20 protein-coding genes and 1 other annotated feature are annotated in these 22,622 nt (G+C 38.1%); of the genes, 5 read left to right on the top strand and 15 right to left on the bottom strand.

Annotated elements, in window-relative coordinates:
• From ABC255_RS06665 to refZ, 3 genes are all read right to left on the bottom strand, one after another.
• Positions 1-1,143 (bottom strand): cysteine desulfurase family protein, encoded by a 1,143-nt coding sequence (locus ABC255_RS06665; protein WP_412992217.1) that lies wholly within the window; start codon positions 1,141-1,143, stop codon positions 1-3.
• Between the two features lie 125 nt (positions 1,144-1,268).
• Positions 1,269-2,957 carry a septation ring formation regulator EzrA gene (gene ezrA / locus ABC255_RS06660; RefSeq protein WP_412992215.1) on the bottom strand — a complete coding sequence of 563 codons (1,689 nt, stop codon included), beginning with the start codon at positions 2,955-2,957 and terminating at the stop codon, positions 1,269-1,271.
• Positions 2,958-3,248: 291 nt separating this feature from the next.
• Positions 3,249-3,878 (bottom strand): forespore capture DNA-binding protein RefZ, encoded by a 630-nt coding sequence (gene refZ, locus ABC255_RS06655; RefSeq protein ID WP_412992213.1) that lies wholly within the window; start codon positions 3,876-3,878, stop codon positions 3,249-3,251.
• Between the two features lie 153 nt (positions 3,879-4,031).
• On the opposite strand from refZ, the gene ABC255_RS06650 reads away from it, so the two are divergent.
• On the top strand, positions 4,032-4,514 hold the full coding sequence (locus ABC255_RS06650; RefSeq protein WP_412992211.1) for a GAF domain-containing protein: 483 nt from the start codon (positions 4,032-4,034) through the stop codon (positions 4,512-4,514).
• Positions 4,515-4,539: 25 nt separating this feature from the next.
• Here ABC255_RS06650 and megL read toward each other — a convergent pair whose 3' ends face one another.
• On the bottom strand, positions 4,540-5,727 hold the full coding sequence (megL, locus tag ABC255_RS06645; protein ID WP_412992209.1) for a methionine gamma-lyase: 1,188 nt from the start codon (positions 5,725-5,727) through the stop codon (positions 4,540-4,542).
• Between the two features lie 307 nt (positions 5,728-6,034).
• Between megL and rpsD the strand changes: the two genes are divergently transcribed.
• On the top strand, positions 6,035-6,637 hold the full coding sequence (gene rpsD, locus ABC255_RS06640; protein WP_179601776.1) for a 30S ribosomal protein S4: 603 nt from the start codon (positions 6,035-6,037) through the stop codon (positions 6,635-6,637).
• Positions 6,638-6,674: 37 nt separating this feature from the next.
• On the opposite strand, the gene ABC255_RS06635 is transcribed toward rpsD, so the two are convergent.
• Both ABC255_RS06635 and tyrS read right to left on the bottom strand, forming a co-directional pair.
• On the bottom strand, positions 6,675-6,863 hold the full coding sequence (locus ABC255_RS06635; RefSeq protein WP_412992207.1) for a DUF6954 family protein: 189 nt from the start codon (positions 6,861-6,863) through the stop codon (positions 6,675-6,677).
• Positions 6,864-6,976: 113 nt separating this feature from the next.
• On the bottom strand, positions 6,977-8,233 hold the full coding sequence (gene tyrS, locus ABC255_RS06630; RefSeq protein WP_412992205.1) for a tyrosine--tRNA ligase: 1,257 nt from the start codon (positions 8,231-8,233) through the stop codon (positions 6,977-6,979).
• 53 nt (positions 8,234-8,286) lie between these two features.
• Positions 8,287-8,502 (bottom strand) — a binding site (T-box leader).
• A gap of 145 nt (positions 8,503-8,647) precedes the next feature.
• Between tyrS and ABC255_RS06625 the strand changes: the two genes are divergently transcribed.
• Entirely contained in the window at positions 8,648-11,398 is a 2,751-nt protein-coding gene (locus tag ABC255_RS06625; RefSeq protein ID WP_412992203.1) for a transglycosylase domain-containing protein, read from the top strand.
• A 38-nt stretch (positions 11,399-11,436) separates the two neighbouring features.
• Here the strand turns inward: ABC255_RS06625 and ABC255_RS06620 are convergent, their stop codons facing one another.
• Genes ABC255_RS06620 through ABC255_RS06610 form a run of 3 tightly spaced genes read right to left on the bottom strand, consistent with a single transcriptional unit; the run spans position 11,437 to position 13,919 of the window.
• On the bottom strand, positions 11,437-12,612 hold the full coding sequence (locus tag ABC255_RS06620; protein ID WP_412992202.1) for an acetoin utilization protein AcuC: 1,176 nt from the start codon (positions 12,610-12,612) through the stop codon (positions 11,437-11,439).
• Positions 12,609-13,256, bottom strand: a complete 648-nt coding sequence (locus ABC255_RS06615; RefSeq protein WP_412992200.1) for an acetoin utilization AcuB family protein — start codon at positions 13,254-13,256, stop codon at positions 12,609-12,611. The genes ABC255_RS06620 and ABC255_RS06615 overlap by 4 nt, the downstream gene beginning before the upstream one ends.
• Positions 13,257-13,286: 30 nt before the next feature.
• Entirely contained in the window at positions 13,287-13,919 is a 633-nt protein-coding gene (locus ABC255_RS06610; RefSeq protein WP_335534338.1) for a GNAT family N-acetyltransferase, read from the bottom strand.
• 200 nt (positions 13,920-14,119) lie between these two features.
• Between ABC255_RS06610 and acsA the strand changes: the two genes are divergently transcribed.
• Positions 14,120-15,838, top strand: coding sequence for an acetate--CoA ligase (gene acsA, locus ABC255_RS06605; RefSeq protein WP_412992197.1), 1,719 nt, complete (start codon positions 14,120-14,122; stop codon positions 15,836-15,838).
• An 88-nt stretch (positions 15,839-15,926) separates the two neighbouring features.
• Here acsA and ccpA read toward each other — a convergent pair whose 3' ends face one another.
• The 5 genes from ccpA to ABC255_RS06580 all read right to left on the bottom strand — a co-directional run bounded on the left by ccpA (position 15,927) and on the right by ABC255_RS06580 (position 19,919).
• The gene (gene ccpA, locus ABC255_RS06600) at positions 15,927-16,925 is read right to left on the bottom strand and encodes a catabolite control protein A (protein ID WP_412992195.1); all 999 of its coding nucleotides are present in this window, start codon (positions 16,923-16,925) and stop codon (positions 15,927-15,929) included.
• A 219-nt stretch (positions 16,926-17,144) separates the two neighbouring features.
• Entirely contained in the window at positions 17,145-18,221 is a 1,077-nt protein-coding gene (locus ABC255_RS06595) for a bifunctional 3-deoxy-7-phosphoheptulonate synthase/chorismate mutase (protein WP_335531573.1), read from the bottom strand.
• A 232-nt stretch (positions 18,222-18,453) separates the two neighbouring features.
• Positions 18,454-18,783, bottom strand: coding sequence for a bacillithiol system redox-active protein YtxJ (ytxJ, locus tag ABC255_RS06590; protein ID WP_412992193.1), 330 nt, complete (start codon positions 18,781-18,783; stop codon positions 18,454-18,456).
• Between the two features lie 279 nt (positions 18,784-19,062).
• Positions 19,063-19,431, bottom strand: a complete 369-nt coding sequence (locus tag ABC255_RS06585; RefSeq protein WP_412992191.1) for a YtxH domain-containing protein — start codon at positions 19,429-19,431, stop codon at positions 19,063-19,065.
• Between the two features lie 26 nt (positions 19,432-19,457).
• Positions 19,458-19,919 carry a DUF948 domain-containing protein gene (locus tag ABC255_RS06580; RefSeq protein WP_412992189.1) on the bottom strand — a complete coding sequence of 154 codons (462 nt, stop codon included), beginning with the start codon at positions 19,917-19,919 and terminating at the stop codon, positions 19,458-19,460.
• A gap of 213 nt (positions 19,920-20,132) precedes the next feature.
• On the opposite strand from ABC255_RS06580, the gene ABC255_RS06575 reads away from it, so the two are divergent.
• Entirely contained in the window at positions 20,133-21,248 is a 1,116-nt protein-coding gene (locus ABC255_RS06575; RefSeq protein WP_412992187.1) for an aminopeptidase, read from the top strand.
• Between the two features lie 39 nt (positions 21,249-21,287).
• Here ABC255_RS06575 and murC read toward each other — a convergent pair whose 3' ends face one another.
• Entirely contained in the window at positions 21,288-22,589 is a 1,302-nt protein-coding gene (gene murC, locus ABC255_RS06570; RefSeq protein WP_412992185.1) for a UDP-N-acetylmuramate--L-alanine ligase, read from the bottom strand.
• Positions 22,590-22,622: the final 33 nt, after the last annotated feature.

The raw sequence follows: 22,622 nt of genomic DNA, 5'->3' as shown, positions 1-22,622 counted from the left end.
TTATTTCATAACCTTTCTTAATTGGTTTGCACCCTCTTCGATTGCTACTATTACTTTTTCTGCCTCATCCTCGGTATTACCATACGATAGGCTTATTCTAAAGGCACTGTCAGCCAAGTCACCTGGAACCCCCATTGCTAAAAGTGTCTGACTTGGTAATTGTTTCTTAGAAGAACAGGCACTTGTTGTCGACAGATAGATCCCTTTTTGCTCTAGCGTGTGGATTAAAACCTCTGCCTTAACACCCTTTATAGAAAAATTTAGTATATGTGGAGCAGAATTTTCTGGCGGCGTATTGATGGTAAGGTCATCTATCCTGCTTAACCCTTCCCTCAAAAGGGATTTAACCCGTTTCATTTTCTCAATTCCCAATTCACTTTTCAACATCGTCATCCTTAGAGCCTTCGCCATGGCGACAGCTCCTGCTACATTTTCCGTCCCACTTCTGATTTTCCATTCTTGATTTCCGCCTGAAAGCAGCGGGTTCAATCTAGCACCTTCTCTTATAAAGAGTGCACCAGTCCCCTTTAAACCATGAAACTTATGTGCAGAAAATGAACATAAATCCACGCCATTTTCGATTAAATTTAATGGAACCTTTCCGACAGCTTGTACCGCATCAACATGAAAGAGAGTGGTTGGATATAGTTTCAAGAGCTTGCCAATTTCTGCAATTGGCTGAATCGTTCCTACCTCATTATTTACATGCATAACTGAAACAAGAATTGTTTCTTTTTTTATAGAAGCTTTGACATCATCTACCAATACTCTCCCATTTTGATCAGCTGGCAAATAGGTAATGTCAAATCCTAACCTTTGTAACTGTTCCATTGCTTCACGGACAGATGGGTGCTCAACGCTAGAAAGAATTAAATGCTTCCCTTTGTTTTTATGTAACATCGCTGTCCCTTTAATCGCTAAATTATTGCTTTCTGTACCCCCAGAAGTAAAATAAATTTCTGTTGGTTTTACAGCCAAGAGATTAGCTACTTGTGTACGCGCCTGTGTGAGAAGTTTTTCAGCTTGCATCCCTAAGCCATGAAGGGATGAGGGATTGCCAAAAAATTCACTTGAGACCTTCACAAAAGAGTCTAATACCTCGTTATATGGTCTTGTCGTTGCACTATTATCAAAATAAATCAACTTTTTAACACCTCACCTTTGCAGGACTAAATCTTACCACAAACTTAATCAATTGAAAAAGAATTGGATATATACAAATAAAAACCGATTCTCCATTTTTGGCAGAATCGGTTTAACATTATTTCTTATTGCTTTACTTCTGTCGCCTTGATTTTCTTCAAGGCTCCTGGGTCAATGGATTCAAGAGAAGCAGCTGCCTGCTCTAAAGCTTCCTGATACTCAAAATGTCTAAAGGCATTTTCTGCATCACTGAGTCCCTTTGCCACAGAAGGATACTGACTTCTATATCTGTTTCCATATTGAATCGCCTTCTCAGCAAGCATAACATTTTCAATCAGTTCAACTGTTGTATTTGATAATTTTTCAACTGTTAAAACTGCAATCTCTAAATATTGACTGAGTGCTGATACATTAAGTGGCTTTTCTTGAAGCTGAAGCTTTACATTCTGTATGCTTTCATTTGTGTCTTCCAGTAAATATTTGTAGTCTTCTGGTAATCCCGGAATATTACTCTTCGATACTAAACGAATCGTTTCGCCCACCTTTTTGGTTAAATCCCTTAGCGTTTCACGCGCTTCAAACTCATCTTTTCTTAGAGCTTGTAACTTGAGACCGAAATTTTCCTGCTCTTCCTGAATCATTTCTATATGCATTTTTATTTCTTTCAGTTCTTCACAAATAATCGTTAAGGCCGTTTCATTGATATTGATTTTTTCCATCAAGATATCATAGTGCTTTGTAACAGTGGCAAGCTGTTTATCTAAGTGCCGCTGGATTTCAAAGTCACTTTCTGTAAGATGATAGCTTTCTTGCACATGCTTTACTTCATTAGAAAGATGATCATGTTCTTCAAGGACCAAGGTTAAAAGTCCACTCATCCCTTTTTCATTTTGAATGATAAAATGTTTGGCATTCACTTCTTTTTCCAATAAATCAAACAGAATATCAATTCGCTCTTTTACTTCACCTATTCCTTCAATTGCCTCTTCGATCTTCGTCTCTTCAATCAGTCCTAAATACTCAACCAATTTTGCTTGGAGACTTTCAATTTCATTTTCTAATTGAATATGGCTTAAGTAATACCCCTGCTCGGTCATTTCACGATATCCTTCGAGAATATCTGACAATTGTGCTGGAATAAGAGATTGAAACTCTATTAACAGCTGAGGAATATTATCCATATTGTTTTTAACCTTCAATAGTTGATTGTGAATTCCTATTACAAGCTCGCGTGCTTCAAGATAGTTACCATGATCTGTCTTCTCGTCAAATTCATGGAACTTTTTCGTAACGTCGTCAAGTTGAGCTTCTAAGTATTTTTCTGACTTACCAAAACTATGTCGATGAGCAAGCAGCGTTTTTTTCGTTTCCCGATACAATTCTTTTAACTGCTCAATTTCAGTCCTGTTCTTTTCTTCGCTTCCAACAAGTTCATGTAGTTCTTCAACAATTTTATTAATCTCATTTTCAGTTGAATGTAATTTATCGTTAATATCTTGTTGAACAGCTTTTGCTTTATTAAAACGGTATTTATCGATAAATTCTTCAGCGTCAAATAACATCTCTTCAAGATCTGGCAATTTAACCGTTATGATATCGTCCCATTGATTTCGCCAGCCCTCGAATAACTCCTCGGTTTGTCCGGTCATATTTAATTGTTTTACCTTTGACATTTCATCCAAAATCGGCCGGTTAAACAAATCGATTTTCCAGGCTTCTAACCTATCCATCTCTTTAAAATACTTTTTCTTTATAAAATACCCCAATACGAATAAGGCTAGTAGCAGGATAATAAATCCAATAAAATATGTCACGTTCAAGCCCCCTGTTTCAAACACTTCAAATAAATCTTTCAAGCGCTAGATCCTAATCTATTAAAAACCATTAAATACGGTAAAGTTCAATGCCTCTATGATACCATGTAAACGACATTTTTTGACTAGTATTTTCAATTTTTTTGTAAAAGAAATTTTAATTTACTATTTTATGACAAAAATCTTGTGAAAGATAATGCATCGTTAAATTGCAAATTAAAAAGCACTTGCTGAAGGTAATTAGGTTTCCAGCTAGTGCTTACCATATAAATAGTTAAATTGTGGTTTCAATTACAGGATAGCCTCTTTCTTTTCTATCATCTTTGTTCCTAGCGTGTTTTCAATCCAACTATTAATTTCCTTTAGATACTTCTGTTCAAAGAACCTTTCATTTGGAAAAATATATAATACCTCTCTTAAATAATGTGCATTAATAAACGGCATCATAAGTAAGCCTTTGTATTGAATAATTAAATATGCAATAGAATGTGGACGGAATTCCTTCCGTTCAAACCCTTTTTCAAAGATCTTTTGAAAATAATATTTCTCCTTTAATGCATAGGTAGACATAATTTCTCTGACTACCTGAGAATCCATTGACATTTCTCGGTATACGAAGCTTGTAAGTTCAATATTTTCACATTGATAGTGAAGCAAGTCAGCTGTAATTCTTTTTAAACAATCCTTAACACCTGTATCCATTAAAGAAAACTTTTCTTCAATAATGCTGAGATATTGCTCAAAAAAGTAAGTAAAGCAATATTCTAATAAACCAAGCTTATTCTCAAAATGGTAAGCGATGGTTGCAGAGTTTACTTTTGCCACGGTTGCAATATCCCGTATCGATGTTCCAGCATAGCCATTTGAATTAAAAAGCGATATCGCTGCTTTCACTATTTCTTCTTTAGAATCCTTTTTCATCGTACACCTCCGTATACACGAGTTTTATATCTTTCTATAATAATTCTTGCTTTGACGATGGATTCCTTCATGAATTTATCGTCAAAGTATGCTACTTTTCATGTAAGTTTGATAAAATAAATAAGAAATTCATTAAGGGATGGGTGAAAAAACATGTTTAATGTCGAAATGTATAAAGGAAGCCGCCAAGAAAATTATAAATTGGTTAAGAAACAATTAGATGCCCTTCTCCATGGCGAGAAAAACCAAATCGCTAATCTTAGCAATACGTCAGCATTATTAAATCAGTTTCTTGATCGTATAAATTGGGTTGGCTTCTATCTAATAGATGAGAACAATGAATTAGTATTGGGTCCTTTCCAAGGACTTCCGGCATGTGTTCGCATCCCGCTAGGAAAAGGTGTATGTGGAACATCTGCAAAAAACATGGAAACACTCCGAATAGAAGACGTTCATCAATTTCCTGGACACATTGCCTGTGATGCTGCCTCCAATTCCGAAATCGTTATACCGCTAATCAAAGATGGTAAATTACTCGGGGTCTTAGACATTGACTCACCTGAGAAAAATCGCTTTGATGAGCTGGACCAAGAGCATTTAGAAGAAATTACTACTATTCTTGTTAATCATTTGTAAAAAAACTCGCCGCGCGGCGAGTTTTTTATATTTTTTCAAGTGCCTGTTCTAAGTCTTCTTGTATATCCTCCCATGCTTCAAGACCCACTGACAGGCGGAGTAATGTATCGTCTATTCCCATTTTTCTTCGTTCTTCTTTTGGAATGACAGCATGCGTCATGGTTGCGGGGTGCTGGATTAACGTTTCTGCATCCCCTAAACTAACAGCAATTTTTACCAATCGTAATTGATTCATAAAATATTGAGCTGTTTCTTTCGTTCCTTTTACAGAAAACGAAATTACCCCGCCTGGTTTTTTCATTTGTTTATGCATAATCTTATTATCTTCTATATAATCACTATTGCCAGGAAAATAGAGTTTCTCTACTTTTGGATGATTCCGTAAAAATTCGACAAGTATATTGGCATTCTCACAATGACGATCCATCCTTACGGGCAGCGTTTTTAACCCCCTTAATAAAAGCCAGGCATCAAACGGTGAGATTGTACTCCCAATATCTTTTTGTGTGGTTCTTGATACCTGTTTGATAAAATCACGTTTACCAACAACGATTCCTGCAATCACATCACCGTGACCACAAATATATTTTGTTGCGCTATGAATAACAATATCACAGCCTAGGCTAATGGGAGTTTGTAAATACGGAGAGCAAAATGTATTGTCCACTACAACAGGAATACCATGTTGTTTGGCGGCGTTAGCGACTAATTCTAAGTCAACTAGTTTCATGGTAGGATTAATCGGGGTTTCTATATAGATACATGCCGTATTTGGGCGAATCTCATCTTCTAGAATTTCTTTTGAAGCCATTGACGAGAAATCATGTGTGATGTTGTATTTATCTTTTAACAATTGCAGTAATCCAAACGTACAACCATATACACCTTGTGAACAGAGGATATGGTCGCCTGTTTTTGTTAAAGCCATTAACACAGCAGAAACTGCTGCCATTCCTGATGAAAATGCCAATGCTGCTTCTCCTTGTTCCAGCGTTGCCATACGGTCTTCGAGAATTTTTACTGTGGGATTTCCCAGACGGGAGTATATAAATCCCTCCTCATGACCTGCAAATCTTCTTTCCCCTTGTTCTGCATTTGAAAAAGTAAATGTGGAAGTTTGATACAGGGGAGGAACTAAACTTCCTTGGTGTTCATCTGAAGAATACCCCGAGTGAACGGCTTCCGTTTCAAAGCGAAAATTTTCCTTGGCCAAGCTGACTCCTCCTAATTGAAAACGCTATCATAATTTTGTTTGTTTCTTCATCCTATTCATTTCCTGAAATTAACTTGACACATTGATGAATAAAATTATATAATATCCTTTGTGTAAAATAACTGCAGCCTATGTGAACACGTGAATGGATTCATTTTGTTCCTCATGAGTGATTGAACTCATTTGATGGTGTATCTTGTAACCCTCTGCTGCTAGGGCGAAGGTGCATGAAAACAAAATGGCTATCATTGATGTTTCATAACGGTTTTTATTTTACCAAAATAAAAACACTAAGGAGGAGTCATTCATGGCTCGTTATACTGGCTCAAGCTGGAAAATTTCTCGTCGTCTTGGTATCTCACTAAGCGGCACAGGTAAAGAATTAGAAAAGCGTCCTTACGCTCCTGGACAACATGGTCCTAACCAACGTAAGAAGCTTTCAGAATACGGATTGCAATTACAAGAAAAGCAAAAACTTCGTCACATGTACGGAGTAACTGAGCGCCAATTCCGTAACTTATTTGATAAAGCTGGCAAATTAGGTGGGGTTCACGGTGAAAACTTCATGATCCTACTTGAATCACGTCTTGATAACGTAGTTTACCGTTTAGGTTTAGCTCGTACTCGTCGTGCAGCTCGTCAATTAGTTAACCACGGACACATCTTGGTTGATGGATCTCGCGTAGATATCCCATCATACCGTTTAGCTGCTGGTCAAACTATCTCTCTTCGTGAAAAATCACGTAATCTTGTTGCTGTTAAAGAAGCAGTAGAAGTAAATAACTTCGTACCTGACTACTTAACATTTGATGCAGACAAGCTTGAAGGTACATTCACTCGCTTACCAGAGCGTTCTGAATTACCAGCTGAAATTAACGAAACTCTTATCGTCGAGTTCTACTCACGTTAATTTTTCAAAAACCGTGCCAGCAATGGCACGGTTTTTTTTATTTCTTTTTTATCCACTTAATCGTTCTTGAATATGTGAACACAAGTATTGCGTATAGTACGATAACCACTGCCGCAGTCCAAATCCTCTCTTGGACTATCCCATCCGCGTACAGTACTGGTCCTAACCCGAAGAAAGTCACAAGTAATATGAGAATGATAAAAAAAGCATGAACTAGAAATTTCATAAAAAATCACCGCCAATTGGTCTTCTTATATATAAGACGTTGGACGGTGGTTCAGTGTTACACATCAAGAAAACCCGGTCTCAAGTACCGAAAGAGACCGGGTTTTCTAATCTTTAGTATTTAATCAATGAGTATTTCTTTTTCCCTCTTCTAATAATCGTAAACTGACCTTCGATTCGATCAGTGTCTTGTAAAACATACGATGTATCGGTAATGCGTTCGCCGTTCACTGTAATCGCACCATTTGTGATGTCTTCTCGTGCCTGGCGCTTGGATGGAGAGATTTTCGCAGCTACTAACAGATCAACCAAGTTAGCATCAGCTTCAGTTGCATTAAAGGATGGAACGTCTTTGAAACCCTGCTCGATTTCTGAAGCTGACAGACTGCGAACATCCCCGCTGAATAATGCTTCCGTAATTTTAATTGCTTGCTTTAAAGAGTCTTCACCATGAATCAGACGCGTCATTTCCTCTGCCAAAGCCTTTTGTGCCTTGCGTAAATGTGGTTCTTCCTTAACAGAATTTTCTAACGCTTCAATTTCTTCGTGGGACAAGAAGGTAAAGTACTTCAAGTACTTAACTACATCTGCATCCGCTGCGTTAATCCAGAATTGGTAGAACTCATAAGGGGTCGTTTTCTTGGCATCAAGCCAAACGGCTCCACCTTCTGTCTTCCCGAATTTTGTTCCGTCTGCTTTTGTAACAAGTGGAATCGTTACTCCATATGCCTTCGAACCTTCTGGCTGCATTTTACGAATTAGTTCAAGTCCGGAAGTGATATTCCCCCATTGGTCACTGCCGCCAACTTGTAATTTACAATTAAAGTTCTCGTACAAATGATTGAAGTCCATAGCTTGAAGAATCGTATACGTGAATTCTGTAAAAGAAATCCCCGAATCAAGTCGTGAAGCAATAGTATCCTTTGCCAGCATGTAATTGACGCCAATGTGCTTACCAATGTCACGTAAGAACGTAACAATATCCATCGACCCAGCCCAATCATAGTTATTCACTAAGACAGCACCATTTTCACCATCAAAGTTAAAAATAGCCGCTAACTGCTTTTGAATCCCTTCAACATTTTTCTGCACAGTCTCCAAGGTTTGCAGGTTACGTTCTTCACTTTTACCACTCGGGTCTCCAATAAGCCCTGTTGCACCGCCAACTAAAACAACAGGACGGTGTCCATGCTGCTGAAATCTTCTAAGTGTTAGAAACGGCACCATATGTCCGATATGCATGCTGTCTGCTGTTGGGTCTACTCCACAATATAGAGAGATTTTCTCCTTACTAATTAAATCCTTTAGGCTTTCTTCATCTGTTTGCTGGTAGATGAGGCCGCGCCATGCTAAATCTTGTAATAAATCCATTTCATAGTCCTCCATATTCTTTTAAAATAACACAAAAAGCGCCCCTGCAAAAATGCAGGGACGCATATACGCGCGGTACCACCCGGCTTGAGGAATAAATCCTCCAACTCGTAAAATTAACGGTTTAGACCGTTCCCCGCTACTTCTATATTCACGGTGAAAGCTCTGGGACGTAATTCACTCTTCTATATGTGTCAGCTTTCACCAGCCGCTGACTCTCTAAATACAGGGATAGAAGACCTACAGTAGATTCCCTTCGTAGCTTAATTATTAAATTTATAACTTATAGAATTTTTACCATAAATTATTCCCAATGTCAAACAAGAATTGGTAATATCAGAAAAATGTAGAAGTTTGTCATTTTTACAATCTTCATTATGCTATAATATATGTGATTTTAAAAGAGGTGATTCTATGAATGATAAATTTCAAGCGTGGATAGAGAAAGTAAAGTCCCTTACCAACTTGTTTACCCAAAAAAAAACTGTAAAAAGTGCACGAATAACGTACCAGGTCTTTTGGAACCTTTTGCTGCTGGTATTAACAGTTGTCATCCTTGTGGGAGCATTTGCAGGTGGTGTGGGCGCGGGATATTTCGCCTCGCTTGTTAAGGACGAACCTGTCCGTTCTTATGACAGCATGAAAAAGGATATTTATAATTATACGGAAACATCGGACTTATACTTTTCTGACAATGTTTATCTTGGCAAGCTCCGTACAGATCTTGAACGTGAAGAAGTAAAAATTGATCAAGTATCGGATTACCTGGTCAAAGCAGTAATTGCAACAGAAGATGAGTATTTTTATAAACACAAAGGAGTTGTCCCAAAAGCAGTTTTTCGGGCACTTTTCCAAGAAGTAACAAACTCTGCCACTCAATCAGGCGGAAGTACATTGACACAGCAATTAATTAAAAACCAAATCTTAACGAATGAGGTATCATTCGAAAGAAAAGCAAATGAAATCTTGCTGGCACTGCGTCTAGAGAAGTTTTTTAGCAAAAAAGAAATCCTAGAAGCTTACCTAAACGTTTCAACATTCGGAAGAAATTCATCTGGTAAAAATATCGGCGGTGTTCAAGCCGCAGCAAAAGGAATATTCGGGAAAAATGCGAGTGAATTGACCCTCCCACAAGCAGCCTTTATTGCAGGTTTGCCACAAAGTCCCTTTGGCTACACACCTTTTACAAGAGAAGGTACAGTGAAAAACAATTTAGAACCTGGACTCACTCGAATGAAAACGGTTTTAAAAAGAATGTATGACGGCGGACATATAACCGAAACGCAGTATGCAGAAGCCGCAGCCTACGATATTACAAAGGATTTTACTCCTGCAGGGGACAACCCGCTTGAAAAATATCCATACTTATCATTTGAAATTGAAGAGCGGGCAATTGAAGTGCTGACCAATGTATTGGCGAAGAACGAAGGGTATGAAGAAAAAGATTTAAAGGAAGATGAAAATCTTTATTATAAATACCGAACATTAGCTAAGCAAAACTTACGACAAAATGGATACGAGATTCACACAACGATTAACAAAGATATATATGATGCCTTCCAAGTTGTAAAGAATAACTACCCTAACTACGGACCTGATAAGGCAGAACAGAAACAGGACCCAGAAACTGGGGAAACAATTACTGTCATGGAGCCGGTTGAAGTCGGTGCTATGCTTATCGAAAATAAAACTGGAAGAATCATCAGTTTTGTTGGTGGACGAGACCATGATAAACAGGAACTTAACCATGCGACTAGTGCTGTGAGACAAAATGGTTCTACGATGAAGCCTTTACTTGTTTATGCACCAGCAATTGAATTAGGGAAAGCATCACCAGGAACCCCTTTACCGGATGTAGCCTTAAAGCTTGACCCTTCTAGTTCGAAACCATGGCCAAACAACTATGACAAGCGATACAGCGGTATCACATCCGCTAGATATGCACTAAAAAAATCTTATAACGTACCTGCTGTTAAACTGTATAAAGATATCATTGACCAGCAGCCTGCAAAGTATCTTGAAAAAATGGGCTTTACTTCCTTAAGAAGCGAAGATTATACCAATCTCTCAACCGCTATTGGATCAATGAAAAATGGTGTAACAGTAGAAGAAAACACCAACGCATTTGGAACCTTTGCGAATGAAGGTAAATTTATTGATGCGTACATGATTGAAAAGATAGTCGATAAAAACGGCAAGACAATTTACCAGCATGATGTGAAGCCTGTTGACGTATTTAAACCGCAAACAGCGTTTTTAACATTAGACATGATGCGGGATGTCATCAAAAGCGGTACAGCAGCTGGTATTAACAGTAAATTGAAGTTTAGGGCAGACTGGGCAGGTAAAACAGGAACTGGTCATGATTATCATGACGCATGGTTCGTGGCTACCAATCCAAGCGTAACTTTTGGAATCTGGACTGGCTATGATACACCAAAATCATTGAAAACCGGCGGAATGTCCTACTCACAGAGAACGAATAATCTATGGGCAGAATTAATTAATGCCGCTTATGATATTAAACCTGAGTTAATTAATCCTTCTGAATCATTTCCTTTACCAGAGGGGATTGTAAAGCGTTCGTTCTGTGCGGTGTCAGGCTTGTTGCCTTCGGATGCCTGCTCTAGAGCGGGATTAGTTGAAAGTGATTACTTTAACGCAGAAAATGTTCCAACAAAACAAGATGACAGCTTGATTGCAGGAAACTATGTGCAAATTGGTGATAAAAAGTATCTAGCTTTAGATTCTACACCTAAAGAATTTGCCCAACAAGGGGTTATCCTTAATCCAGACTTCATCACACAAATGGTTGGAAGTAATTTTAGTAATACAAGCCAGCTAATTCCTAAAATGGAGCGCTGGGGTAAAATTCTAGTTCCGAATAATAAAATGGTCGATAACGGAAAACGGCCAGACGGGGTAACCCTTTCATTATCCGGTAACAATCTCATTTGGTCACCACCGGCAGATAATGATATTGTTGGCTACCGAGTCTATCATAACGGATCAAAAGTCGGGAGTATCATCAGTGGCTCTAGTCTCTCCTTTTCAGCATCTAACGGTTCATATTATGTAACAGCCGTAGACATTGCAGGGAATGAATCTGGACCATCTAACAATGTGGACGTTGGTGTTACTGTTACACCTGCACCTGCACCTTAATAAATGACCATAAAGGAGCTTGGAAAATCCAAGCCCCTTTATTTTTTAGATTCACTTTTTTGATTATTTCTGATTGGATACAGTGCCTTTTCGAGAGTGAGTAAGTTTTTTTCCGTTATTTCGGCTTTTCTAGGAATTGGCTTATACATATCATCTGGATCCTCCCAATTCATTGGAAGGCTGACTGGTGCCTTACCCTGCCAATATTCAATCCAATCCTGCGGTAAACTTCCATAACAGTTTGAGTTTTCAGTCATTTCCATCCAAATAAGCGCCCAAGCTCTGGGAACCACACGCCATATGTCATAACCTCCGCCGCCAACTGCAATCCATTTACCTCCACAATATTGATGGGCAATCTCATGAGCTAACTTTGGGATTTCACGATAGATTTTCATTGAAGCGGACAAGTGAGTTAAAGGATCAAAATAATGAGAGTCTGCTCCATTTTGAGTCAGAATAACATCCGGTTTAAAAAACTCTGCTACTTCCTTTATTGATTGAGTATAGACATGCAGCCATGATTCATCCTCCGTGAATGCATCTACTGGAATATTAAAAGAATACCCGTACCCCTTTCCTTGTCCTCTTTCATTCACATTACCTGTACCAGGAAAAAGATATCTTCCCGTTTCATGTATGCTGAGGGTGCAGACATTGGGATCATCGTAAAAGGACCACTGAACTCCATCGCCATGATGGGCGTCTGTATCTACATAAAGAACCCTTGCATTATATTTATCTTGCAGATATTTAATAGCTACTGAACTATCATTATAAATGCAGAAACCTGAAGCTTTTCCGCGAAAACCATGGTGCAATCCCCCTCCTAAGTGAAGGGCATGGACTGCCTGCCCTGTCATTACTTGATCGACTGCCGTTAATGCCCCCCCAACAAGCAGAGCGCTAGCTTCATGCATATTAGGAAAGATTGGTGTATCTTCTGTTCCTAACCCATAGTTTTCAGCCACTTGCAGTGGAAGTTGTCCATACCCTGCCATTTTTACAGCATCGATATAGCTTGGATCATGAACTAGGCTAAGTTCTTCGTCTGTGGCAATTCTTGGAGGAACCACCTGCTTATTATCTAAAGCATTTAATCTATGTAACAAATCGACAGTAAGTTTAAGTCGAAACTGATTAAAAGGATGGTTATTGCTAAATTTATAGTTTAACAATTCTTCTGAAAATACAAATGAACAGGAATCAGTCATAGGGACACACCTGGCAGATTTGGCCATAGAACGTCATAGCCAGCTTGTTTTAGATCCTGAATGAGTCCAGTAGGATTCATAGTTTGCAATCTTATCACGAGAATTTTAAATTGATCATCCTTTTTGTCTGGATAAACAAGTACACTCAATATATTAGCTTTCCGATTTTTTATTATACTAGTAATATCACTAAGCTTTCCAGCAAGATTAGGTACCCTTATTTCAATTTGAGACCCAGGTTGATGGGCACCAGTCAACTCAACGAGCGTTCGGAGTAAATCCGTTTCTGTAACAATCCCAACTAGCTTTTGATTGTTTGTAATCGGAAGGCAGCCTATTTTATGCTCATAGAACACAGCTGCTATTTCCTCCACAAAATCTAGAGGATGGCCAGTAATAACGTCCTTCTTCATAATAGAGTCAACGGGTTTTTCAAGATCCTCCAAATGGTCGTTTGCACGAAAAATAGAAGGAGCAGCATCTCGTATATCAGATAAGGTTACTATACCAACAAGCTGTTGATCGTCATCGATAACGGGTATATGCCGGATTTTTTTTGAATCCATTAATCTCATTGTGTCAGCAATTGAAACTGTTGGAGTAACGGTAATAATCTTCGTTTTCATTATTTCTTCTACTATCATCCGAATGGCCTCCTCAATTGAAATTTTGGATCAATACATAAATCGATTCATAAAGCGAAGTCGATCAAACCTTTGGATTGTCTCTACATCCACCCTTTTCCCAATTCTCGCCATCAAACAGTTAGCAGGGTGTGAACAAATCTCAGGATCATCCGTTGCATACCACTCAAGACCGCCTGCATTCATCATTTTCTCCATAATTTTGCGATACTCCCAAACATTTAACCCTGTTCCCTTTAAATCCCAATGCCAATAATATTCTGTCGTAATGATTAAGTAATCCTCCATAGCTTCATCCATCATAGAAACGGTGAGGAGATTTTTTCCGACAGCACAGCCTCTAAATTTAGGAATTACCTCTATAGCACCTAATTCAATTAAATTATCCATTTTGTCTTCAGACCATCTTTCTAGAGGATCCGGAAACAGGTACGTCACATAGCCAACAATGGTATGGTGATGCCTTGCGATAATAATTCTTCCCTCCTCGAGTTGTGCAATCCCAACTAGTGCTTGATGCTGCTGTTCAGGAGGACGAAAAGCGGTAAGATGTTCGTGAAATTCATATCCAGCAAGTTTATCTGAGGAAATTGGACCTTCAATAATTAAGTTTCCATGGGGAGTTTTGAGTTCTTTGGCATTATAAGTTTTTTTGTGTTCCATCCCTACACCACCTGAAAAATCATTCGCATATCACTTCTATTATACATAATTTCTATCATTTTTTTGTATTTTTACATAATTTTCTGTTTAATTAGGAATCCATGTGACAATTTCACGAAATCAATTAAATTATTTTAAAAATTGAGAATAGTTTCTATTTGTACTATAATTATCTCATACTAGGATAAGGGGGAAATGGAATGAAAGTGGAAAAGCTGCCGGTTATGCAAGGGGAGCATAACTTATTAAATTATGATGAAAAGTATAGGACCTTCAGTTGGGAGGAGACTGAAAAGGAATTCTCCTGGCATGAAACCGGACTTGTTAATATGGCTTATGAGGCCATTGACCGCCATGCAGAAACATTTCGAAAGAATAAAGTAGCGCTTTATTATCGTGATAACACTAGAAATGAAAAGTTTACATTCAAAGAAATGAAAGAGCTTTCAAATAAAGCCGGTAATGTATTAAAAACATACGGTGACGTTGAAAAAGGAGACCGCGTGTTTATTTTTATGCCACGGTCACCAGAACTATATTTTACTGTATTAGGTGCGATTAAGCTTGGTGCGATTGTCGGCCCATTATTTGAAGCATTTATGGAGGGTGCCGTTCGCGATCGTTTGCTAGATAGTGAAGCCAAAGTCTTGGTAACAACTCCTGAATTATTAGATCGTGTACCTGTAGATGAGCTGCCAGCATTAAAACATATTTTCCTTGTTGGTAAAAATATTGAAGAAAATGGACCGTACATTAACTTTTTAGAAAAATTCGAGACTGCTAGCAGCCAGATGCGAATTGAATGGGTTGACCGTACTGACGGGCTCATTCTTCACTATACTTCAGGTTCTACAGGCAAGCCAAAAGGTGTATTGCATGTACATAATGCAATGATTCAACATTATCAAACAGCTAAATGGGTATTAGATTTAAAAGAAGAGGATGTGTATTGGTGTACAGCAGACCCAGGATGGGTTACAGGGACATCTTACGGTATTTTCGGACCATGGCTAACGGGAACTTCCAACGTAATTGTTGGCGGCCGTTTCAGCCCTGATACCTGGTACAAAATGATTGAAGACTTTGGTGTAACCGTTTGGTATAGTGCTCCTACCGCTTTCCGTATGTTAATGGGGGCTGGAGATGAAATTGTTAAGAAATACAATTTAAGCAGCCTTCGTCATGTTTTGAGTGTTGGGGAACCGTTAAACCCTGAGGTAGTAAAATGGGGCGTAAAAGTCTTTAACAAAAGAATTCATGATAACTGGTGGATGACGGAAACTGGTGCACAGCTTATTAGTAACTACCCTTGTATGGAAATCAAACCTGGATCAATGGGTAAACCGATTCCTGGTGTCGTTGCTGCAATTGTTGACGACCAAGGCAATGAACTTCCACCTTACCGAATGGGGAATCTGGCTATTAAGAAGGGCTGGCCTTCCATGATGTATAAGATTTGGAATAACCCTGAGAAATATGATTCCTATTTTATGCCAAGCGGCTGGTATTTCTCCGGTGATTCCGCTTATATGGATGAGGATGGGTACTTCTGGTTCCAGGGACGAGTCGATGATGTGATCATGACTTCTGGAGAACGTGTTGGACCGTTTGAGGTAGAAAGCAAGCTTGTCGAACACCCTGCAATAGCAGAAGCTGGGGTAATTGGAAAACCTGACCCTGTGCGCGGCGAGATTATTAAAGCTTTTATTGCACTTAGAGACGGATATGTAGCATCAGATGAACTAAAAGAAGAAATTAGACTGTTTGTAAAACAGGGGCTTGCAGCACACGCTGCTCCTAGAGAAATTGATTTCCGTGATAAGCTTCCAAAAACAAGAAGCGGTAAGATTATGAGACGTGTCTTAAAAGCATGGGAACTTAATTTACCAACAGGTGACCTCTCTACGATGGAGGATTAAAAAAGAAGGAAGCGCATAAACAATATGCGCTTCCTTTCTTTATTTTGTCTAGCTCCAGCGCCTAGTACAGGGGCTTCTGCTTTTCTTATTATTTAGTTGATTGACGGTGCTCGATGCGGTGTGGAAGAACAACAGTTTGTTCTTCTACCTCTTCTTTGTTCATTAATTTGGTGAGTAAACGCATAGCCACTGCTCCAATATCGTATAAAGGCTGAACGATTGTGGTCAGCTGCGGGCGAACCATTAAAGAAAGTCTTGTGTTATCTGATGTGATAACTTCGAAGTCTTCAGGAATTTTATAACCTTTATCCTCAGCACCATGAACGACACCAAGTGCCATTTCATCAGAGCCAACTAGTATTGCTGTCGGTCTATTAGGAGCTTCTAATAATTTATCAAACGCTTCTAAGCCAGAGTCATAGGTGTAATCGCCTTCGACAATTAGTGACTCATTAAAATCTATACCTGCATCTGCAATAGCCCGCTGATATCCTTTTAGCTTTTTATGGATATTTCTTGGCTCCTGTAATGGTCCAACTACAAATGCAATATGCTTATGACCTTTTTCAATAAATTCTTTCACTGAATCATAAACAGCTTGTTCATAATCGATGTTAACGGAAGGAATCTGTTCAGATTCTTCAATAGATCCAGCTAAAACAATTGGAACGGGTGACTTGCCAAATTCCACTACATGCTCTTCAGTAATATTTCCACTCATAAATACAATACCATCCACTTGTTTTCCTAGCATGGTATTTAATAAGTGTAATTCTTTCTCTTTGTTTTGATCGGAATTGCTTAAGATAATATTGTACTTATACATAGTTGCGATATCCTCGATACCACGTGCCAGTTCTGCGAAAAATATATTCGAGATATCTGGAATTACGACCCCAACGGTCGTTGTTTTTTTGCTGGCTAATCCTCTTGCAACTGCATTAGGACGGTAACCCAGTCTATCGATGACTTCTAATACCTTTTTTCGAGTAACAGGCTTCACATTTGGATTTCCATTGACAACACGTGAAACAGTTGCCATCGAAACATTTGCTTCACGGGCAACATCATAAATTGTAATATTCACGTTTTAACACTCTCCTTAAACACTATACGTATTTTTCTTTATTTTACAGCATTTTTCGATAATCTAGTCATTGTGAGATAATATACAAACTTTTTTATGTATTTAATCATACGATAAGTACCAACAAGTCGCAATGATATTTGTTCTCATTTTCACTATATTTTCATTATTTAATAAAAAAAACCTCCGCAAGGACTGCAGAGGGTCTCTTTCACTTAATTAAATTCTAACTAAATTGGAAGCAAGCAGTTCATTATAGAAAGTATTAAACTGGTCAAGGTTCATTTGCTGCTGAGCGTCTGAAAGAGCTACCGCTGGGTCTGGATGCACCTCAGCCATAACGCCATCTGCACCAATCGCAAGTGCTGCTTTTGCGCAAGGAAGAAGTAAATCTCTGCGGCCAGTTGAGTGAGTCACATCGACCATTACTGGTAAGTGTGTTTCTTGCTTAAGAATCGGTACTGCAGAAATATCAAGCGTATTTCTAGTAGCACGTTCGTATGTTCTAATACCACGTTCACAAAGAATAATTTGCCCATTTCCTTGTGCCATAATATATTCAGCTGCATTAATAAATTCTTCAATCGTAGCAGCAATACCACGCTTTAAAAGAACTGGTTTATTCACTGCACCCGCAGCTTTTAACAATTCAAAGTTTTGCATATTCCGTGCCCCGATTTGGATCACATCAATATAATCAATAGCCATCTCAATATCAGCTGGGTTTACAATCTCACTAATGACAGCCATATCATACTCATCTGCCACTCGTTTCAAAATTTTTAACCCTTCAACCCCAAGGCCTTGGAAATCATATGGAGATGTTCTAGGCTTATAGGCACCTCCACGCAGCAGCTTTAAACCTTTTTCTTTCATTGCTTTTGCAACAGTTGCCACTTGTTCGTATGATTCGACAGCACATGGACCAAAAACAAAATGCTGTTTTCCGTCTCCGATCGTTTCACCTTTTAAGTTGACAATCGTATTTTCCGGTTTCTTCTTTCTAGAAACAAGAAGTGCTTTTTGATGGTCATCTTTTTGCAAATCTAAGCCAGCCTTAAAGATTTCCTTAAATAAATGGTCAATCGTCGCATTATCAAATGGTCCATCATTATGTTCTTTAATCACATCAAGCATTTTTCTTTCACGAACTGGATCGTATTTGTAAACTCCTTGACTTTCTTTAGCCTTCCCAATCTCTTGGACAAGTTGAGCTCTTTCATTAATTAGTTTCAATAATTCTAAGTTTAAATCATCGACACGTGTCCTTAACTGTTCCAAATCACTTTTGCTCATTTATTGTCCCCGTCCTTTCAATAGCTTGACAGAATGATTGCAGAATGGCTAAATACTGTCAGCTAGCTCCCATAGAAATAAATTTTTTTATTATTCAATAATTAGGCTTTATTATAGCTGATAAGAGTTTTTTTGTCACGCTTTTTTCTTTAATGATTAAACGCTTTTAAGCACTAAAGTAAAATCATTTTATAATATGTCATTTTATGCTTGAGATTTAAAAAAGGTTCAATTAATTTTCATTTGTTACAGTGGTTAAAGATTTGTTTGTAATCTTCCAATGAGAAGCATTCCAAACAGCCTCTCCATTTTTAATCAACAGTGCTTGAGGGGATTCGTGTTTAATTTCAAACCTCTCAGAAACTTGATTTGATAATGGGCGTGCCTCTTGAACAGCTAAATAATAGGTCGGTAAACTTTGATCCCCGCCTGCGTATTTCTCATACTCCTGGTAAGCGGCATGACTAATAGGACAAGTTAAACTATGTTTTAATAGAAAAAACTTGTCCTCTTGCTTTATTAGATCTTCAAATTGGTCTAAAGTATCAATTTTTTTCAACATATTCTTTTTTCCTCCAAATAATAAGGCTGTTTTTGTAATTATTGTTGTTAAAATCTTAAAGCCGATTTTAACGTGGAACAAACTATTTTTTGCTTAAAATTAAGTTTGCATGCTCTTTTCTTATAATTGAAGGCTATTTTTACCAAATCAACCTCATTCAAACATTTTTCAACTCCCAAATTTTAAAGCTTAAGAAAAGAGACAATAATAAACGGTGAAGTCATTCTATCACTTCACCGTTTTTGATACAAATAATTCGACTATTTTTCGAATCTTCTCTTAATGTGTTACTTTATGTTCTTCCTCTTCAAAAGCTTTTTTTGCTTCTTCTAATTTTTCTCTTATTGATTGCTCGTCAACAGCTTCTCCATTAGTTGCTTTTGGCGTACCACCGATCGGTATATAATTGTCTTCCTCTACTTCAACGGGTGTCTTGGTTTTATTGATAAGTTGGACAGTTTTTTCCTTTAATGTACCTGCTTGGTTGTTAAGTGTACTCCGAAGGTCTCTGCCTGATTTAGGGGCTAAGAAAATGGCTGCTGCAGCACCTACTAGTCCTCCAATCAGTGCACCTAACAAAAAACTGCTGGATGTGTCTTCACTTTTATTTTGGTTTGTTGCTCGCAATTCATTATCCTTACTACTCATTCTGGATTCCTCCCTTAAATAAAAAATTAACGTGACCTAACCCTCTTGATCTCCTCAACATGATTTGCACTTTTTTCTTGCTTCTTTGCATTCCATTTATCTTTTAGTTCAAGGAAAACGTTACTCCATTGCACAATTTGGGAGATTTTTTCTTTATTTTCTTCCACTTGTATATCAAAAGATTCTGTTAATGTTTTTAAGGTGCCATTAAATTTGTTTACTGTTGTTCCAATATTTTTTACAGCAGAGACAACACTATTTAAATTCTGTGATTTCTCCTGTATATCATTCGCTAGAGCATTCGTTTTGTGTAAGAGTTCAGTCGTTTCTTTTGTAACTCCATCCAATTGTTTTTCCAATCCTGTTAACGTGGTAGAAACGCTAGTAAGAGTCTCTTGGAGAGAATTAAGGGTTTTGGCTAAGTAGATAACCAGTACTAAGAATGCAATCGCAATTAAAGCGACACTTAAATATAAAATAATTTCCATTTGTTTTTTACCTCCGCTTTTATATCCTTATGTATTACCTATCTAATGCAGTGTTAAACGTAAATAGGTATCATAATACTACTTCAATATGATTGTCTCATTTTCCTGCAAAGGATTACAATACGTTTTAGTATTAAGTTCATAATTTCTCACTTTTGGAAGGAATCGGTTACAATAGAGGTGTATTTACATTTTTTTGTTGGAGGGTTATACATGAAGGATCCACGTATTGAAAAACTAGCAAAAAATCTCATCAACTACTCGGTAGAACTGAAAAAAGGTGAGAAGGTATTGATTGAAAACTTTGGTCTGCAGCGCGAGCTTGTTACAGCACTTGTAAAGGAAGCTTATTTAGCTGGCGGCTATCCGTTTGTACTTTTAAAGGACCAACAAGTAGACCGTGCGTTATTACTTGGCGCAGAGGAAGAACAATTCAACATGATGGCTGATTATGAAGCAAATGTAATGAGCAAAATGGATGCATACATAGGTCTTCGTTCTGGAGATAACATCAATGAGCAGGCGGATGTACCAGACGAAAAGGTAAAGATTCACGGAAATACAATTGGTAAAAAGGTTCATCGCGACATTCGCGTTCCGAAAACAAAATGGGTTGTTTTGCGTTACCCTACAGCAAACATGGCCCAGTTAGCCAAAATGAGCACAGAGGCATTTGAGGACTTCTATTTTGATGTTTGTAATTTGGATTATGGAAAGATGGATAAAGCCATGGACAGCCTTGCAGAATTGATGAACCGTACAGACAAAGTCCGTCTCACAGGACCTGGAACCGACCTTACCTTCTCTATAAAAGATATTCCTGCGATAAAGTGTGCAGGTCACGCGAATATCCCTGATGGAGAGGTATATAGTGCACCCGTACGTGATTCAGTAAATGGAGTGATTACCTACAATACCCCATCTCCTTATCAAGGGTTTACATTTGAAAATGTAAAGTTAACTTTTAAAGATGGTAAAATCGTAGAGGCCAATTCCAACGATACTGAGCGTATCAATAAAATATTTGATACAGATGCAGGGGCACGCTATGTAGGAGAATTTGCTATCGGCGTTAACCCATACATCTTAAACCCAATGCAGGATATTTTATTTGATGAAAAAATCGCAGGCAGCTTCCACTTTACACCAGGTCAATGCTACGATGAGGCCTTTAACGGAAACCATTCTAATATTCACTGGGATATGGTTAACATCCAGCGTCCAGAATATGGCGGTGGCGAAATCTATTTTGACGATGTTTTAATTCGTAAAGATGGTCTTTTCGTTATTCCAGAACTGGAAGGACTTAACCCGGAGAATTTGAAATAATAAAGAAAGGATGTCAGCTGGACTGACATCCTTTCTTTTTTATATTGTTAACTGCTTTTCATAGGATTCTTGGAATTTTTGGATATCTCCTGCACCCATAAAGATAATGACGCTATTTTTATGTTTCTCAAGCAGGGAGGTATTTTCTTCCGATAAAATTTCTGCCCCTTCAATTCTAGTTTGAAGATCATTTATCGTCAGCTTACCATGATTTTCTCTAGCTGAGCCAAAAATTTCACACAAATACGTTTTATCTGCAAGTCTCAAGCTTTTTGCAAAATCCTCTAGAAAAGCCTGGGTTCTCGAGAACGTATGAGGCTGAAACACGGCTACAATTTCACGATCCGGGTATTTTTGATTAGCAGCATCGATGGTAGCTTTAATTTCTGTTGGGTGATGGGCATAATCGTCAATTAAAATTTGTGACCCAATACTTTTTTCAGAAAATCTTCTTTTTACACCCTGGAAGGTGTCCAATTGTTCTTTTACAATTGAAACATCAATTTCTTCATAGTGGCATACACCAATAACAGCAAGCGCATTTAATACACTATGCTCACCGAAAGTAGGAATGGTAAACGTATCATAAAATGTATTGCGAATAAATACGTCAAATGTTGTCCCACTTGTACTTTTTACAAGATTTTTGGCCTGGTAGTCATTTTCCTCACCAAATCCATAAAACAATACAGGAACTTTTGCCTGAATTTTTTGAAGTTGCTCATCGTCCCCGTGTGCGAATATCCCCTTCTTGACTTGAACTGCCATTTCTTGAAATGCTGAAAAAACATCATCAATATTGGCAAAATAATCGGGATGATCAAAATCTATATTTGTCATGATCGCATAATCAGGAAAATAGGACAAAAAGTGTCTTCTGTATTCGCATGCTTCAAAAACAAAATATTTCGAGCCTTCTTCCCCTTTACCTGTCCCATCGCCAATTAAGAATGAAGTCGGCTTGGCACCCTTGATAACATGTGCCAGCAGACCCGTTGTCGACGTTTTACCGTGTGCACCAGTTACAGCCACGCTGGTGAAATTTTGCATAAAATCACCTAAAAAGCGGTGGTAACGAATAATCGGCAGCCCGAGCTTCATAGCCTCTTGAATTTCCTCATGAGTATCAGGAAATGCATTTCCAGCAATAATAGTCATCCCCGGTTTGATGTTTTCCTTTTGAAAGGGGAGAATCTTTATTCCTGATTTTTCAAGGGCCAGTTGAGTAAAAAAGCGCTTTTCGACATCGGAGCCTTGTACATCGAAATTCATATCATGGAGAACTTGTGCTAATGCACTCATTCCTGACCCCTTTATACCTACAAAATGGTAAATAGTCATATAAAGAACCTCCAACCAACGTCTATCTGTAAA

The sequence above is a fragment of the Neobacillus canaveralius genome, from assembly GCF_047237705.1.
GTDB lineage: Bacteria > Bacillota > Bacilli > Bacillales > Cytobacillaceae > Neobacillus > Neobacillus niacini_K.
The sequence above is the reverse complement of the archived record's forward strand: the minus strand, read 5'-3'. Positions and strand labels throughout refer to the sequence as shown.